We start from the raw sequence: 15116 nt of genomic DNA, 5'->3' as shown, positions 1-15116 counted from the left end.
AATTGGCCTGTCAGGAATCAACCCGGTCTAAAACGTCAGGAATCAGCCCGGTTCATACCGTGGCTGCCCCTCACCCCGACCCTCTCCCCGTGAAGAACGGGGAGAGGGAGAGCACTGCCTGTGCCGCGTGCTGACGGGAACAACAGTCGGAAGGTGATGCCTCACCACGGCAGTCCGCACAGATCGATCGTGCCTCGCGTCGGCGCGGTGCGCTTCACGTCGTGCACCATGGCCGACAGCGTGTCGAAGCGGATGCGGCCTTTGTCCGGCTGCTCGGCATAGACGTCGCCGTCGAACGGGATGAAGCCGCGCGCGCCGTAGAAGGCGAGGCGATCGGGCGCGCAGAACAGCAGGGCGTAGTTGATGGAATCCTCGTGCCGCAACGTCTGAATCGCGGCATTCAGCCCGACCGTGGCGAGGCCGCGATTGCGCATGTCGGCGCGCGTCAAAACGCCGCCGATGCCGGCGATGTTGACGTTCTGCCCGTTCCACTTGACGAGGCGGCGATAGATGCCGACATGACAGAGCAGATCGCAGGCCTCGTCCAGCACCAGCACGCGCAGGTCGGCATGCGCAAAGGTGATACCGGCCCAGGGTAACGTGGCGACGACCTCTGGGGGCCAGATCGCATCATAGAGCGGCTTGGCCTGCGGCCAGGACGCGTCGCCATTCAGGACCTCGATTTCGATGCTCATCAAAACGGCTCGCTTTTTCCAGAATCACAGTGTTTAGGAGTCCGGAACCTTCTATAAGGAGGTCCCGTTAAATCCCGTCTTCCCACAAGTTGCGGAACCGACCCCATGACCTTTACGCTTCCCCCCCTGCCTTACGCCTATGACGCCCTCGGCGCCTACATGTCCAAGGAGACGCTGGAGTATCATCACGACAAGCATCACCAGGCCTATGTGACCAACGGCAACAATCTGATCAAGGGGACCGAATTCGAAGGCAAGTCCCTCGAGGAGATCGTCAAGGGCTCGTTCGGCAAGAACGCCCCGATCTTCAACAATGCCGGCCAGCACTACAATCACATCCACTTCTGGTCCTGGATGAAGCCGAATGGCGGTGGCACCAAGCTGCCGGGCGCGCTGGAGAAGAAGATCGACGAGGACCTCGGCGGCTACGAGAAGTTCAAGGCGGACTTCATCGCCGCCGGCGTCGGCCAGTTCGGCTCCGGCTGGGCCTGGCTGTCGGTCAAGAACGGCAAGCTCGAGATCTCGAAGACGGCCAATGGCGAGAGCCCGCTGGTGCACGGCGCGACCCCGATCCTCGGCGTCGACGTCTGGGAGCACTCCTACTACATCGACTACCGCAACCGCCGTCCCGACTATCTCAAGGCGTTCGTCGAGAACCTCATCAACTGGGAATATGTCGAACAGCTCTACAGCAAGGCTGTCTGATCTGACGTGATCGACAGGGAAGGGCGGTGAGCGAAGAGCTCGCCGCCCTTTTTCTTTGACGCATTCTTTGACCCTTGGGGTGTTTGACGCTGATGTGACGTGGGCGGTTCTTGCAGCCATGCGATCGCTGCGGCAAAAGTCTTGCATCATTTGAGACGAAGGCAGGCATTCATTCTGTCGATGCCATGCGAGGTGGTGCTCCCGTGAATCAGCTGTTCGGCTATTTTCTCGTCTTCTTCGGCGGCGGCTGCGGCGCCTCGATCCGGCATGCGGTCAACATGGCGAGCGCCCGCGCACTCGGCACCGATTTTCCGTGGGGCACCTTCATCATCAACATCACGGGCTCCACCGTGATGGGCCTGATCGCCGGCTATCTCACCTTCAAGGGCGGCGCCACCCAGCACTGGCGGCTGTTCCTGATGACCGGCATCCTCGGTGGCTACACCACGTTCTCGGCGTTCTCGCTGGACACGGCGCTGCTGTATGAGCGCGGGGCGGTGGGACTGGCGGCGGCTTACGTGCTCGGCTCCGTCGGCATCTCGATCGCGGGGCTGTTCGCCGGGCTGGCGCTGGTCAGGGTGTTGAGCTGAGGTGCGTCGCTCCCGCGTGAAGAAGCTCGACTGTTAACTTGGCCCCTGGATCGCTTCGCTGCGCTCGCGATGACGGAGCAACGTTCCGGCAGAATGCTCGCCATGACCGGTGAGGCGGCACCGGGCATGACCACGACCTCCGTCATCGCGAGCGCAGCGAAGCGATCCAGGGGCCGAGGAAAATACCTAGCCGGATGTGGGCCAATATCCCTCGGTGGAAGGTCAAGGCGCCATTTGCCCTCGGTGGACAGGCGTGACGTTATAATGTAACATTATGACGAAATGACCCAGTCCGCCCTCCCGAGTCATGGCCACAGCCATGCGCATGACGCGCATGGGCATGGGCATGGCCACGGCCACAATCACGGCCATGCCCACAGCCACGGTCCCGCCGCGCCGCATCCGGCGCAGCCGGCGCCGTGGTCGATCCTGCGGATGCCGGTGACGGTGCGGCTCGGTGCGGCGCTGGCGGCCAGCGCGGTGCTGTGGGTGATCGTCATCCTGGCGATGCGGTGAGGACGATGGCGCAGTTGCAGTTTCGCGATGTCACGCTGGGCTATGACCGCCACCCGGCCGTGCACCACCTCTCCGGCGAGGTCTCCGAGGGCGCGCTGCTGGCCGTGATCGGGCCGAACGGCGCCGGCAAGTCCACGCTGTTTCGCGGCATCGTCGGGCTGCTGAAGCCGCTCGCCGGCAGCATCTCCGCCGCCGGCGTGAGGCCGCGCGAGATCGCCTATCTGCCGCAGATCGCCGACATCGACCGCAGCTTCCCGATCTCGGTGTTCGACTTCGTCAGCACCGGGCTGTGGCGCAGCACCGGCATCTTCGGCGGCATCGGCGCCGCCGCGCGCGACAAGATCGCCCACGCCATCGCCGCGGTCGGCCTCACCGGCTTCGAGGGCCGGGGCATCGGTACGCTCTCCGGCGGCCAGATGCAGCGCATGCTGTTCGCGCGCGTGCTGCTGCAGGACGCCCGGGTGATCGTGCTCGACGAACCCTTCAACGCGATGGATTCCAAGACCTCGGCCGACCTGCTGCAACTGATCGAGCACTGGCATGGCGAGCGCCGCACCGTGCTGGCGGCGCTGCACGACATGGACATGGTGCGCGCGCACTTCCCGCAGACCCTGCTGCTGGCGCGCGAGGCGGTGGCCTGGGGCCCGACCGCCGAGGTGCTGACGACGGACAATCTCTCGCAGGCGCGCCGGATGTGCGAGGCCTTTGACGACACCGCCGCCCCCTGCGTGCCCGCGCAAGCCTCGCGGGCGGCGTGATGTTGCGCGAGGTCCTGTTCGCTCCGTTCTCGGATTTCGAGTTCATGCGCCGCGCGCTCGCGGCCGTGATCGCGCTGTCGCTCGGCTCCGGTCCGATCGGCGTGTTCCTGATGCTCCGGCGCATGAGCCTGGTCGGCGACGCCATGGCGCATGCCATCCTGCCGGGGGCGGCGATCGGTTTCCTGCTGTCGGGACTCAATCTGTTTGCGATGACCACCGGCGGCCTCGTCGCCGGCTTCGCGGTGGCGCTGCTGTCCGGCCTGGTCTCGCGCTCCACCGGGCTGAAGGAGGACGCCTCGATGGCGACCTTCTATCTGGCGTCGCTGGCGATCGGCGTCACCATCGTCTCGGTCAAGGGCACCAATATCGACCTGCTGCACGTGCTGTTCGGCAACATCCTGGCGATGGACGACCCGACCCTGCTGATGGTCGCCACCAACGCCACGATCACGCTGGTCGTGCTCGCGGTGATCTATCGACCGCTCGTCGTCGAAAGCGTCGATCCGCTTTTCCTGCGCACGGTGAGCCGCGCCGGCGCGCCGGCGCATCTGATCTTTCTCGGCCTGATCGTGGTCAATCTGGTCAACGGCTTCCAGGCGCTCGGCACCCTGCTCGCGGTCGGGCTGATGATCCTGCCCGCCGGCATCGCGCGGTTCTGGTCGCGCGACGTCACGCCGATGATCTGCATCGCGGTCGGAGCCGCGATCGTCTCCGGCTATATCGGGCTGGTACTGTCGTTCCAGACCCGCATTCCCTCCGGCCCGGCCATCATCCTGGTCGCGTCCGTTCTCTATCTCGGCTCGGTTCTGTTCGGACGCGTGGGCGGCGTGCTTCCGCAACTGTTTCCGGGACGCCACCTCGAAGCCTGAAGTTGATGCCCATGACACGTCTGCTCCCCGTCCTCGCCCTGCTGCTCTCGCTCACGGTCCCTGCATCGGCGGAGACCAAACTGCCCGTCATCACCAGCTTCTCGATCCTGGCCGACTTCGTCCGCCAGGTCGGCGGCGACAAGGTCAGCGTGACCTCGCTGGTCGGGCCCGACAGCGACGTGCACGTCTATACGCCGACGCCGCATGACGCGAAGGAGGTCGGCGCGGCGAAGCTCCTGATCGTCAACGGTCTCGGTCTCGAAGGCTGGCTGCCGCGGCTGCAGCAGGCGTCGGGAAGCAAGGCGCCGATCATCACGGCGACGGCCGGCATCACGCCGCGCAAGCGCGGCTCGGAGGCCGATCCGCATGCCTGGCAGTCGGTCGGCAATGCCCAGGTCTATGTGAAGAACATCCGTGATGCGCTCGTCGCGGTCGATCCCGCCGACGCCGAGACGTTCAAGGCCAACGCCGAGCGCTACCTGGCCGAGCTGACCGCCCTCGACCGCGAGGTTCGCGCCGAGATCGACAAGATCCCGGCCGAGCGGCGCAAGGTGATCTCGACCCATGACGCCTTCGGCTATTTCGCCGACGCCTATGGTGTCGCCTTCATCGCCCCGCTCGGCGTCTCCACCGAGACCGAGCCCTCGGCCCGCGACGTTGCCGAGATCATCCGCCAGGTGAAAAAAACCGGGATTCCGGCAGTCTTTCTCGAGAATTTCAACGACGACCGGCTGGTCGGGCGGATCGCGGCCGAGACCGGCGCCAAGATCGGCGGCACGCTGTATTCGGATGCCCTGAGCGCGGAAAACGGCCCTGTTCCCACTTACATTGCCCTGGTCAGGCACAATATAAGGGCCCTGACGAGCGCGCTTGTCCGTTAGGGTTTTGGCCCTCGCGGCTTTCTGCGCTTTCGAGCCATTTTCGACGCGATCCCCAGTCGACGCGATCTTAAAGTTTTCGGAGTGCGCATGTCCGACGCGAGCAAGACCCCCGTAACGGTGCTGACCGGCTATCTCGGCGCCGGCAAGACCACGCTTCTCAACCGCATCCTGTCCGAAGACCACGGCAAGAAGTACGCCGTCATCGTCAACGAGTTCGGCGAGATCGGCATCGACAACGACCTCATCGTCGGCGCCGATGAGGAAGTGTTCGAGATGAACAATGGCTGCATCTGCTGCACCGTGCGCGGCGATCTCGTCCGCATCATCTCCGGCCTGATGCGCCGCAAGGGCAAGTTCGACGCCATCATCGTCGAGACCACGGGGCTGGCCGATCCGGCGCCGGTGGCGCAGACCTTCTTCGTCGACGAGGACGTGCAGAAGAATGCGCGGCTCGATGCCGTCGTCACGGTCGCCGACGCCAAGTGGCTGTCGGACCGGCTCAAGGACGCGCCGGAGGCCAAGAACCAGATCGCGTTCGCCGACGTCATCGTCCTGAACAAGACCGATCTCGTCACCAAACCGGAGCTGGCCGAAGTCGAGGCGCGCATCCGCGCCATCAACCCGTACGCCCGGCTGCATCGCACCGAGCGCTGCCAGGTGGCGATCGCTGACGTGCTCGAGCGCGGCGCGTTCGATCTCGATCGTATTCTCGAGATCGAGCCGGAATTCCTGAACGCGGGCGACGATCACGATCATCACCACCATGATCACGACCACGGCCATGATCATCACCACCATCATGACCACGGCCTGAAGCACTATCACGACGAGGAGATGCAGTCGCTGTCGCTGCGCTCCGACAAGCCGCTCGATCCGTCGAAATTCATGCCGTGGCTGCAGAACCTGGTGCAGACCGAGGGCGGCAAGATTCTGCGCTCCAAGGGCATCCTGGCGTTCCAGGACGATGACGACCGCTACGTCTTCCAGGGCGTGCACATGATGCTGGAGGGCGATCACCAGCGGAAGTGGAAGCCCGACGAGGCGCGGCAGAGCCGCGTCGTCTTCATCGGCCGCGAACTGCCGGAAGACGCCATCCGCGAAGGCTTCGAGCGCTGCATCGTCTCCTGATGAGCTCGTTCGATCAGAGCGGCGAGGCCGCATCCATCGTCTCCGTCACCGACAAGGTGAAGCCGGTTTCGTTCGGCATGGCGGTCACCGCCGTGCACTATCTCGGCGACCGCGCCGCCTTCGTCGGCACCGAGGAGAGCGTCGCCGTTGTCGATGGCGAGGGCGAGGTCAGCAAGGTCGAGGTCACCAGTGGCGGCATCCTGTCGGCGGTGTCGGACGGCTCGCGCATCCTGTTCGGCGGCGATGACGGCAAGGTCTCGTCGCTCGACAAGGCAGGCCAGGTGAGCGTGCTCGCCACCGATCCGAAGCGGCGGTGGATCGACAATGTCGCGCTGCATCCGGACGGCGCCATCGCCTGGTCGGTCGGCAAGACCGCGTTCGTGCGCGCGCCCAAGGGCGAGGAGAAGTCGCTCGAGGTGCCCTCGACCGTCGGCGGTCTCGCGTTCGCGCCGAAGGGCCTGCGGCTGGCGATCGCGCATTACAACGGCGCGACCCTGTGGTTTCCGAACATGGCGGGCGAGCCGGAATTCCTCGCCTGGGCCGGCTCGCATCTCGGCGTCACCTTCAGCCCGGACAACAAATTCCTGGTGACCTCGATGCACGAGGCGGCGCTGCATGGCTGGCGGCTTGCCGACTCCAGGCACATGCGCATGACCGGCTATCCCTCGCGGGTGAAGTCGATGTCGTGGGGCAGCGGCGGGCGTTTCCTCGCGACGTCGGGCGCCGACATGGTGATCCTCTGGCCGTTCGTCGGCAAGGACGGGCCGATGGGCAAGGAGCCGGCGATGCTGGCGCCGATGAAGGCCAAGGTCACCGCCGTCGCCTGCCATCCCAAGCAGGACATCCTGGCCTGCGGCTACGAGGACGGCACCGTGCTGATGGTGCGGATGCAGGACGGCGCCGAGATCCTGGTGCGCCGGAACGAGACACCGCCGATTGCGGCGCTCGGCTGGAATGCCGCGGGAACCTGGCTGGCGTTCTCCGACGAGAGCGGAGAAGCGGGGCTGCTGCGGCTCTGAGGAGCGTTCCAGTGGTTAATGGGGCATAGCGGCGCAGGCCCGAATGGGAACCTCGCCGCTAGCAATCCGTTGTTCCCGCGCATGATCCGATGCGAGCGCCACATGAGGTGGCGTGATGCGCGTCGGACGATGCGGAGGATGACGGATGGCCCCGATCAACAGCAAACGCACTCTGCGCCGCGACCTGTGGCTTGCAGCCGGTCTGCTCGGCCTCGGCGCGCTGGTGGCGATCATCTCATTCACCGAGATCAAGGCCGGCCATCTCGATCAGATGGCGCAGGCGACGCCTGAGCCGTCGGCGACGCCAGCCGAATCCAAGCCCGGCGGCACCCGCCCGACCACGCCGGCGCCTGAACCCGCGCGTCCGGATCCGGCCGCCGTCCAGGAAGGCGCAAAGCCGGCCCTGCCGCCGGCCCCGGCCGAGAAGGTCGCGCCGCCGATGGAGAAGAAGTAGTTCGCTGCAGCGAAACTGCTCGCTGTCTCGCACTCTGCCTCAACGTCGTCATGCCCGGGCTTGTCCCGGGCATCCACGTCTTTCGAGTGTGCGGCTGCGTGGATGGCCGGGTCAAGCCCGGCCATGACGGAGGAGAGAGCGGGGCCTGAAAGCGGCTACACACTCCATGCTTCTGCACACGCTGCTGTCGTCCCGGCGAACGCCGGGACCCATAACCATCGTGCGTGGCTTGAGGCAGGCTGTTAGCTCCACCTCCCGCCTCATGGGCGTCACGGAGTCCGGGTCCCCGCTCGAGGCCGGGACGACAGCGGGGGCTTACCGCACCAGGATGTTGCGGAACTGCCAGGGATCGGAGGTGTCGATGTCCTCCGGGAACAGGCCCGGGCGGTCATTCAGCGGCGTCCAGTCGGTGTAGTAGCCCTTCACCGGGCCGAGATACGGCGTCTGGATCTCGAGGCAGCGGCGGAAGTCCATTTCGTCGGCCTCTACGATGCCGGCGTTGGGGTTCTCCAGCGCCCACACCATGCCGGCGAGCACGGCGGAGGACACCTGCATGCCGGTCGCGTTCTGGTAGGGCGCAACGCGGCGGGTTTCCTCGATCGAGAGCTGCGAGCCGTACCAATAGGCGTTCTTGCCGTGGCCGTAGAGCAGCACGCCGAGCTCGTCGATGCCGTCGACGATCTCGTTCTCGTCCAGGATGTGCCACTTCTCCTGCATCTTGCCGGTGGCGCCGAAGATCTCGTGCAGCGACAGCACCGCGTCGTTCGCCGGGTGATAGGCGTAGTGGCAGGTCGGGCGGTACACCACCTTGTCGCCGTCGCGCACGGTGTAGTAGTCGGCGATCGAGATCGACTCGTTGTGCGTCACCAGGAAGCCGTATTGCGCGCCCGGCGTCGGGCACCACGAACGGACCCGGGTGTTGGCGCCCGGCTGCAGCAGATAGATCGCGGCGCCGCAGCCCTCGGTGTGGCAGCGGCCGTTGTCCGGCATCCACTTCTCATGCGTGCCCCAGCCGAGCTCGGCCGGCTGCATGCCCTCGGACACGAAACCCTCGACCGACCAGGTGTTGACGAACACGTCCATCGGCTTCGGATTCCTGGAGCGCTGGGTGTCGCGCTCGGCGATATGGACGCCCTTGACGCCGAGCTTCTGCATCAGCTGCGCCCAGCCCTCGCGGCTCTTCGGCTCGACGATCTCGGTCTTGGTGTCCCGGGCGATGTCGAGCAGCGCCTGCTTGACGAACCAGGAGACCATGCCGGGATTGGCGCCGCAGGTCGAGACCGCGGTGGTGCCGCCCGGGCTCTTGCGGCGCGCGGCCAGCAGCGTCTCGCGCAGCGCGTAGTTGGAGCGCTGCTCGACGCCCATCTGCTTGTCGAAATAGAAGCCGGCCCACGGCTCGACGACGGTGTCGATGTAGAGCGCGCCGATCTCCCGGCACAGGGTCATGATGTCGACCGAGGAGGTGTCGACCGAGAGGTTGACGCAGAAACCCTGGCCGCCGCCTTCGGTCAGCAGCGGCACCAGCAGCTCGCGGTAATTGTCGCGGGTCACGCCCTGCTGGATGAAGCGCACGCCGTGCTTCTTCGCGAGCTCGCCGTCGTCATGCGGATCGATGATGACGAAGCGGCTCTTGTCGTAGTCGAAATGGCGTTCGATCAGGGGCAGGGTGCCCTTGCCGATCGAGCCGAAGCCGATCATGACGATGGGGCCGGTGATTTTCGCGTGGATCTGCGAGCTCATGAGGGGATGGTCTCCGGACAGGTGCTTTCGCGTTCGTGGAATGGATGCGTCAGGCGCTACGCCGCTCTTTAAGAGCTACGCCGTTTGGCGGTGACTTCGATCTCGACCTTCATCTCGGGCTTGAGCAGCGCAGCGACCACCACCATCGTGGCAGCCGGGCGGATGTCGCCGAGGACCTCGCCGCAGACCGCGAAATGCGCATCGGCGTCGTTGACGTCGGTCAAATAGTAGGTCGCGCGAACGATATCGGCCATCTCGAACCCGCCCTCCTGCAGGGCGGCCGCGATGGTCTTGAAGCAGTTGCGTGACTGGCTCGTGACATCGGCCGGCATCGTCATCGTGGTGTAGTCATAGCCGGTGGTCCCGGCGACGAAGGCGAAGTCGCCGTCGATCACCGCGCGGCTGTAGCCGGCGGTCTTCTCGAACGGTGATCCGGTAGAGATCAAGCGGCGCGCCATGGGACACCTCGTCGGGGATTTTCGGGGGTTAAAGAGCTTTTGCTGCACCTGCGCAACCCCTGGCGGGGCGGGCCGGGCGGTGCCTGCCGGCATGCCTAACGCAGCCGCGTGACATCGGGTCCGGCGGGCGGGCTGCTCCAGCGCCGCACCACGATGTCGCGGACGATCATGATGCCGAGCAGGATCAGCACCAGCGTGGGCATCCACGTCCGTCGCGGCGGCTGCGCCGCCGCCTTGGCCCTCACGCCGCGCATGGCAGCGGCCGCTCCTTGCGGCGGCGGGCTCTGCGTTCGGGCGCGCCGGTCGCGACGATCATGCCGGATGCGCCGTCCAGCGCGCCGTCGACCAGCTCGAGGCCGAGCAGGCGCGCCCGCTCGAACGCGCCCGGCAGCTCCAGCTCGGTCGTCTTGGCCACGGAGAAGCCGAAGCGGGCGTAGTAGGGCGCATCGCCGAGCAGGACGACCGCGCCATGGCCCCGCGACGCCGCGATCATCAGCGCGGCGTTCATCAGCGCGGCGCCGACGCCGAGGCTGCGGGCTTCGGGGGCGACCGCCAGCGGCCCGAGCATCAGCGCATCGCGTCCGCCGGCGCTGACGTGCCACAACCGCAGCGTTCCCACGAGCTTGCCGCCGCGTACCGCCGACAGGGCAAGGCCTGCGGCGGGCGCGCGTCCGTCGCGCAGGCGCTGGCAGGTGCGCTCATGGCGATTGTCGCCAAAGCACACATCGAGCAGCGTCTCGCGCGCCGCGACGTCGGAGGCACGTTCCGCACGGATCACGAACGGAGCGGCAGTCCGAGAGGGCGCAGTCATCTGGGAGCGGAAAGCGGTCATGGCACGTCAGTCCCCGGCCTGCGCCGCGGGCTGTCGCCCGCGCGCAAACACGTGATGTCAGGTTGAAGGTGACGGTCTGTCGCTCCCTCCCCCGCTTGCGGGGGAGGGTCGGGGTGGGAGAAAGCCCCACCCGTGGCTCTTGCCTAACTCACCCGCGAACGGGCGAGGGCAGCCGGATCAGATGTGATAAGTCTTCAGCGGCGGAATGCCGTTGAAGGCCACCGACGAGTAGGTCGAGGTATACGCCCCGGTCCCCTCGATCAGCACCTTGTCGCCGATCGAGAGCGTCACCGGCAGCGGATACGGCAGCTTCTCGTACATCACGTCGGCCGAATCGCAGGTCGGGCCGGCGAGCACGCACGGGGTCATGTCCGCGCCGTCATGCGGGGTGCGGATGGCGTAGCGGATCGATTCGTCCATCGTCTCGGCGAGACCGCCGAACTTGCCGATGTCGAGATAGACCCAGCGCAGCTCGTCCTCGTCGCTCTTCTTCGAGATCAGCACCACTTCCGACTCGATGATCCCGGCATTGCCGACCATGCCGCGGCCCGGCTCGATGATCGTCTCCGGGATCTGGTTGCCGAAATGCTTGCGCAGCGCACGGAAGATCGAGCGGCCGTACTGCACGACCGGCGGCACGTCCTTCAGGTACTTGGTCGGGAAGCCCCCGCCCATGTTGACCATCGAGAGGTTGATGCCGCGCTCGGCACAGTCGCGGAACACCGTCGAGGCCATCGCCAGCGCGCGGTCCCACGCCTTCACCTTGCGCTGCTGCGAGCCGACATGGAACGAGATGCCGCACGGCTCGAGGCCGAGGCGCTTCGCCAGGTCCAGCACTTCGACCGCCATCTCCGGATCGCAGCCGAACTTGCGCGACAGCGGCCACTCGGCGCCGGCGCAATCGTACAGGATGCGGCAGAACACCTTCGCGCCGGGCGCGGCGCGCGAGATCTTCTCGACCTCGGCGGCGCAGTCCACGGCAAAGAGGCGGATGCCGAGCGCATAGGCGCGCGCGATATCCCGTTCCTTCTTGATGGTGTTGCCATAGGAGATGCGGTCCGGCGTCGCACCGGCGGCCAGCGCCATCTCGATCTCGGCGACGGTCGCCGTGTCGAAGGAGGAGCCGAGCGAGGCGAGCAGCGACAGCACTTCCGGCGCCGGGTTGGCCTTGACCGCGTAGAACACGCGGCTGTCGGGCAAGGCGCGGGCGAAGTTCGTGTAGTTGTCGCGCACGACATCGAGATCGACGACGAGACAGGGCTCGTGGTCCAGACCTTCCTCGCGGCGGTTGCGCAGGAATTCCCGGATACGTTCGGTCATAGCACCCTCCAAACGGCCCGTTTGCGACGTGGCCCGTTCAAAATGATCCCGACACGGGTGCCTTGGCCTTGCTGCCCGATGGAAAGGCGACAAGACCTCGAACCCGAAGCCGAATTGTGCTGCCGTGGATTGGTTGGGAATTTCCCGCCCGCACACCTGGCAATGAAGGACAAGCCTTTTCAGTAGCCCGCGCCGGCGTTGGACTGCCGGTAGAGACCAAAAAAGCCCGATCCGTCGTTGCTTTAAGTCGCGTCCCCCGTTGAGAGCGGGGTGCGCCGGTTCGCCTCCGGCTGCCAGTCACGGTTGCAAAAGAGGAGGTGACCTTCAGCGGCATCTCTTGAGAGAGATGCTGGGCTCCTGGAGCATCACGATCTCGATCGAACTGATCTTGATCGCAACGATCCGAGAACCCCTCGGTTCCTCATCCCTTGGCGGCTGTCCGGCCTCTTGTCCGGATACCTACCGACTGACACACGACCACAGGCACGTGCGAAATTGGGCAGAACGGGAAATATGCGTTTTGAATTTCGTTCGCAAGGAGTTTTTCGGCGCCGGGAAAGATTTCCCTAACCTGTGCTTACGCGACACAGGAAGCGACGTCGTGAGCTGAACGAACGTTAAGCGAGCTTAAACTTTTGTAACGCGTTCACGCTTGCAGGACAGTGTTTTTGCAGCACTCACGCGCGCTTGGTGAAAGGCTCGATGCGCTGTGCGCCGCGGATGAAGCCGATCATCACGAACACGCCGATCGCGAACAGCACCGCCTGCAGGATGTGCGCGCCCTGGTCGCCGAGCCCGAACAGAATCGCCAGCGCCCAGCCGCCGGCGAAGGCCGCGCCGAACACTTCCGCGCCGATCAGGATCGCCGCCGAGATGACGGTGATCACGCTCTGCCAGGCGATCTGGCGGGCGGGCTTCGAGGTCGTGTCTGCGCTCATGGTCCTGGGTCCTTTTGAGGGGCGCAATCTCTCCGATATGGCCCCGGCCTTCAAGGGGAAATGACCCAAAAAGGACCGGCTCCGTGGTAAGAGGGGCGCGTTCGAGATCCGGGGAGCATGAACCGATGTCAGAGACGACCGCCACGATCGACGCCCACAGCAATCCGCTGCTCGTGGCCTGGGACACCCCGCACCAGACACCGCCCTTCGACGCGATCAGGCCCGAGCATTTCCTGCCGGCCTTCGAGCGCGCCTTCGCCGACCACAGCGCTGAAATCACCGCAATTACGCACGATCCGGCCGAGCCCGACTTCGCCAACACCATCACGGCGCTGGAGCGCTCGGGCAAGCTGCTGTCGAAGGTCGCGGCGGTGTTCTACGACCTCGTCTCGGCGCATTCCAACCCGGCGATTCTGGAGATCGACAAGGAGGTGTCGCTGCGGATGGCGCGGCACTGGAACCCGATCATGATGAACGCCGTGCTGTTTGGCCGCATCGCGCTGCTCTACGACAACCGCAAGACGCTCACCCTCACCGGCGAGGAGCAGCGGCTCTTGGAGCGCACCTATACCCGCTTCCGCCGCGCCGGCGCCGGTCTCAAGGACGAGGCCAAGGCGCGCATGGCCGAGATCAACGAGCAGCTCGCCCAGCTCGGCACCACCTTCAGCCATCACGTGCTCGGCGACGAGCAGGACTGGTTCCTGGAGCTCGGCGAGGATGACCGCGCCGGCCTCTCCGAGAGCTTCGTCGCCGCCGCCAAGGCAGCCGCCGAGGAGCGCGGCATGCCCGGCAAGGCGATCGTGACCCTGTCGCGCTCCTCGGTCGAGCCGTTCCTGCAGAGCTCCGCCCGCCGCGACCTGCGCGAGAAGGTGTTCAAGGCGTTCACCGCGCGCGGCGACAATGGCAATGCCAACGACAACAACGCGGTCATCGGTCAGATCCTGGCGCTGCGCGAGGAGTCCGCACAGATCATGGGCTTCCCGAACTTCGCGGCCTATCGCCTCGAGGATTCCATGGCGAAGACGCCGGAGGCGGTGCGCGGCCTGCTGGAGCGGGTCTGGAAGCCGGCGCGCGCCAAGGCGCTGGCGGACCGCGACCAGCTGCAGGCGCTGATCACCGAAGAGGGCGGCAACTTCAAGCTCGAGGCCTGGGACTGGCGCTATTACGCCGAGAAGCTGCGCCAGGCGAAGGCCAATTTCGACGACGCCGCGATCAAGCCGTATCTTTCGCTCGACAACATGATCGCGGCCGCCTTCGACTGCGCCACCCGGCTGTTCGGCATCACCTTCGCCGAGCGCAAGGACATCCCGGTCTGGCATCCGGATGTGCGGGTGTGGGAGATCAAGGCAGCCGACGGCCGCCACAAGGCGCTGTTCTATGGCGACTACTTCGCGCGGCCGTCGAAGCGCTCCGGCGCCTGGATGACCTCGCTGCGCGACCAGCAGAAGCTCGACGGCGATACTGCGCCGCTGATCATCAACGTCTGCAACTTTGCCAAGGGGGCCGATGGCCAGCCATCGCTGCTGTCGCCGGACGACGCCCGCACGCTGTTCCACGAGTTCGGCCACGGCCTGCACGGCATCCTCTCCAACGTCACCTATCCGTCGCTGTCGGGCACCTCGGTGTTCACCGACTTCGTCGAGCTGCCGTCGCAGCTCTATGAGCACTGGCAGGAGCGGCCCGAGGTGCTGCAGACCTTCGCGAAGCACTACCAGACCGGCGAGTCCTTGCCGCAGGACCTGCTGGAGCGTTTCCTCGCCGCACGCCGCTTCAACCAGGGCTTTGCGACCGTGGAGTTCGTCTCCTCGGCGCTGATCGATCTGGAGTTCCACACCCAGCCGGCGTCGGCGTCGAAGGATGTGCGTGCCTTCGAAAAGGCCGAGATGGAGAAGATCGGCATGCCGCAGGAGATCGCGCTGCGCCACCGGCCGACTCAATTCGGCCACATCTTCTCGGGAGACCACTACGCGGCGGGCTATTACAGCTACATGTGGTCGGAGGTGATGGATGCGGATGCCTTCGGTGCCTTCGAGGAAGCCGGCAACATCTTCGATCCCGCGGTCGCCAAGCGGCTGCACGACAACGTCTACTCCTCGGGTGGCTCGCTCGATCCGGAAGCGGCTTACGTGGCGTTCCGCGGCCGCGAGCCCGAGCCCGACGCGCTGCTGCGCCGGCGCGGTCTGCTCGACGTCCCCAAGGCGGCTTGAGGTGAA

At 65.8% G+C, this 15116-nt stretch carries 17 protein-coding genes; 10 read left to right on the top strand and 7 right to left on the bottom strand.

Features of this window, described 5'->3' with window-relative positions; all coding sequences use genetic code 11:
• Positions 1 to 161: 161 nt before the first annotated feature.
• Positions 162 to 695 (bottom strand): GNAT family N-acetyltransferase, encoded by a 534-nt coding sequence (locus tag ACQR1L_RS30485; protein WP_434861612.1) that lies wholly within the window; start codon positions 693 to 695, stop codon positions 162 to 164.
• Positions 696 to 800: 105 nt separating this feature from the next.
• Here ACQR1L_RS30485 and ACQR1L_RS30480 point away from each other — a divergent pair, with 105 nt between their 5' ends.
• The 9 genes from ACQR1L_RS30480 to ACQR1L_RS30440 all read left to right on the top strand — a co-directional run bounded on the left by ACQR1L_RS30480 (position 801) and on the right by ACQR1L_RS30440 (position 7615).
• Positions 801 to 1400 carry a superoxide dismutase gene (locus ACQR1L_RS30480; RefSeq protein WP_172181129.1) on the top strand — a complete coding sequence of 200 codons (600 nt, stop codon included), beginning with the start codon at positions 801 to 803 and terminating at the stop codon, positions 1398 to 1400.
• A 203-nt stretch (positions 1401 to 1603) separates the two neighbouring features.
• Entirely contained in the window at positions 1604 to 1990 is a 387-nt protein-coding gene (crcB, locus tag ACQR1L_RS30475) for a fluoride efflux transporter CrcB (RefSeq protein WP_434861611.1), read from the top strand.
• 282 nt (positions 1991 to 2272) lie between these two features.
• Positions 2273 to 2506: a hypothetical protein gene (locus ACQR1L_RS30470; protein ID WP_434861610.1), complete on the top strand. Its 234-nt coding sequence runs from the start codon at positions 2273 to 2275 to the stop codon at positions 2504 to 2506.
• Positions 2507 to 2511: 5 nt separating this feature from the next.
• Entirely contained in the window at positions 2512 to 3264 is a 753-nt protein-coding gene (locus ACQR1L_RS30465; RefSeq protein ID WP_434861609.1) for a metal ABC transporter ATP-binding protein, read from the top strand.
• Positions 3264 to 4133: a metal ABC transporter permease gene (locus ACQR1L_RS30460; protein WP_434861608.1), complete on the top strand. Its 870-nt coding sequence runs from the start codon at positions 3264 to 3266 to the stop codon at positions 4131 to 4133. The genes ACQR1L_RS30465 and ACQR1L_RS30460 overlap by 1 nt, the downstream gene beginning before the upstream one ends.
• Positions 4134 to 4144: 11 nt before the next feature.
• A complete protein-coding gene (locus ACQR1L_RS30455; protein WP_434861607.1) occupies positions 4145 to 5014 on the top strand; it encodes a metal ABC transporter substrate-binding protein in 870 nt (289 codons plus the stop codon).
• Positions 5015 to 5101: 87 nt separating this feature from the next.
• Positions 5102 to 6142 carry a CobW family GTP-binding protein gene (locus tag ACQR1L_RS30450; protein ID WP_035655685.1) on the top strand — a complete coding sequence of 347 codons (1041 nt, stop codon included), beginning with the start codon at positions 5102 to 5104 and terminating at the stop codon, positions 6140 to 6142.
• Positions 6142 to 7161 (top strand): WD40 repeat domain-containing protein, encoded by a 1020-nt coding sequence (locus ACQR1L_RS30445; RefSeq protein ID WP_434861606.1) that lies wholly within the window; start codon positions 6142 to 6144, stop codon positions 7159 to 7161. The genes ACQR1L_RS30450 and ACQR1L_RS30445 overlap by 1 nt, the downstream gene beginning before the upstream one ends.
• Positions 7162 to 7306: 145 nt before the next feature.
• The gene (locus tag ACQR1L_RS30440) at positions 7307 to 7615 is read left to right on the top strand and encodes a hypothetical protein (protein ID WP_434861605.1); all 309 of its coding nucleotides are present in this window, start codon (positions 7307 to 7309) and stop codon (positions 7613 to 7615) included.
• Positions 7616 to 7930: 315 nt separating this feature from the next.
• On the opposite strand, the gene ACQR1L_RS30435 is transcribed toward ACQR1L_RS30440, so the two are convergent.
• The 6 genes from ACQR1L_RS30435 to ACQR1L_RS30410 form a co-directional block, all read right to left on the bottom strand.
• Positions 7931 to 9355, bottom strand: a complete 1425-nt coding sequence (locus ACQR1L_RS30435; RefSeq protein WP_434861604.1) for a homospermidine synthase — start codon at positions 9353 to 9355, stop codon at positions 7931 to 7933.
• A 68-nt stretch (positions 9356 to 9423) separates the two neighbouring features.
• A complete protein-coding gene (locus ACQR1L_RS30430) occupies positions 9424 to 9813 on the bottom strand; it encodes a RidA family protein (RefSeq protein WP_434861603.1) in 390 nt (129 codons plus the stop codon).
• A gap of 95 nt (positions 9814 to 9908) precedes the next feature.
• A complete protein-coding gene (locus ACQR1L_RS30425) occupies positions 9909 to 10067 on the bottom strand; it encodes a hypothetical protein (RefSeq protein ID WP_434861602.1) in 159 nt (52 codons plus the stop codon).
• A complete protein-coding gene (locus ACQR1L_RS30420) occupies positions 10055 to 10645 on the bottom strand; it encodes a GNAT family N-acetyltransferase (RefSeq protein ID WP_434861601.1) in 591 nt (196 codons plus the stop codon). The genes ACQR1L_RS30425 and ACQR1L_RS30420 overlap by 13 nt, the downstream gene beginning before the upstream one ends.
• 177 nt (positions 10646 to 10822) lie before the next feature.
• On the bottom strand, positions 10823 to 11965 hold the full coding sequence (locus ACQR1L_RS30415; protein WP_008962716.1) for a type III PLP-dependent enzyme: 1143 nt from the start codon (positions 11963 to 11965) through the stop codon (positions 10823 to 10825).
• Positions 11966 to 12642: 677 nt separating this feature from the next.
• Positions 12643 to 12903: a hypothetical protein gene (locus ACQR1L_RS30410; protein ID WP_434861600.1), complete on the bottom strand. Its 261-nt coding sequence runs from the start codon at positions 12901 to 12903 to the stop codon at positions 12643 to 12645.
• 125 nt (positions 12904 to 13028) lie between these two features.
• On the opposite strand from ACQR1L_RS30410, the gene ACQR1L_RS30405 reads away from it, so the two are divergent.
• Entirely contained in the window at positions 13029 to 15110 is a 2082-nt protein-coding gene (locus tag ACQR1L_RS30405; RefSeq protein WP_434861599.1) for a M3 family metallopeptidase, read from the top strand.
• Positions 15111 to 15116: the final 6 nt, after the last annotated feature.

Source organism: Bradyrhizobium sp. HKCCYLR20261 (assembly GCF_051168435.1).
GTDB lineage: Bacteria > Pseudomonadota > Alphaproteobacteria > Rhizobiales > Xanthobacteraceae > Bradyrhizobium.
This window is presented reverse-complemented; position numbering and strand designations above follow the sequence as displayed.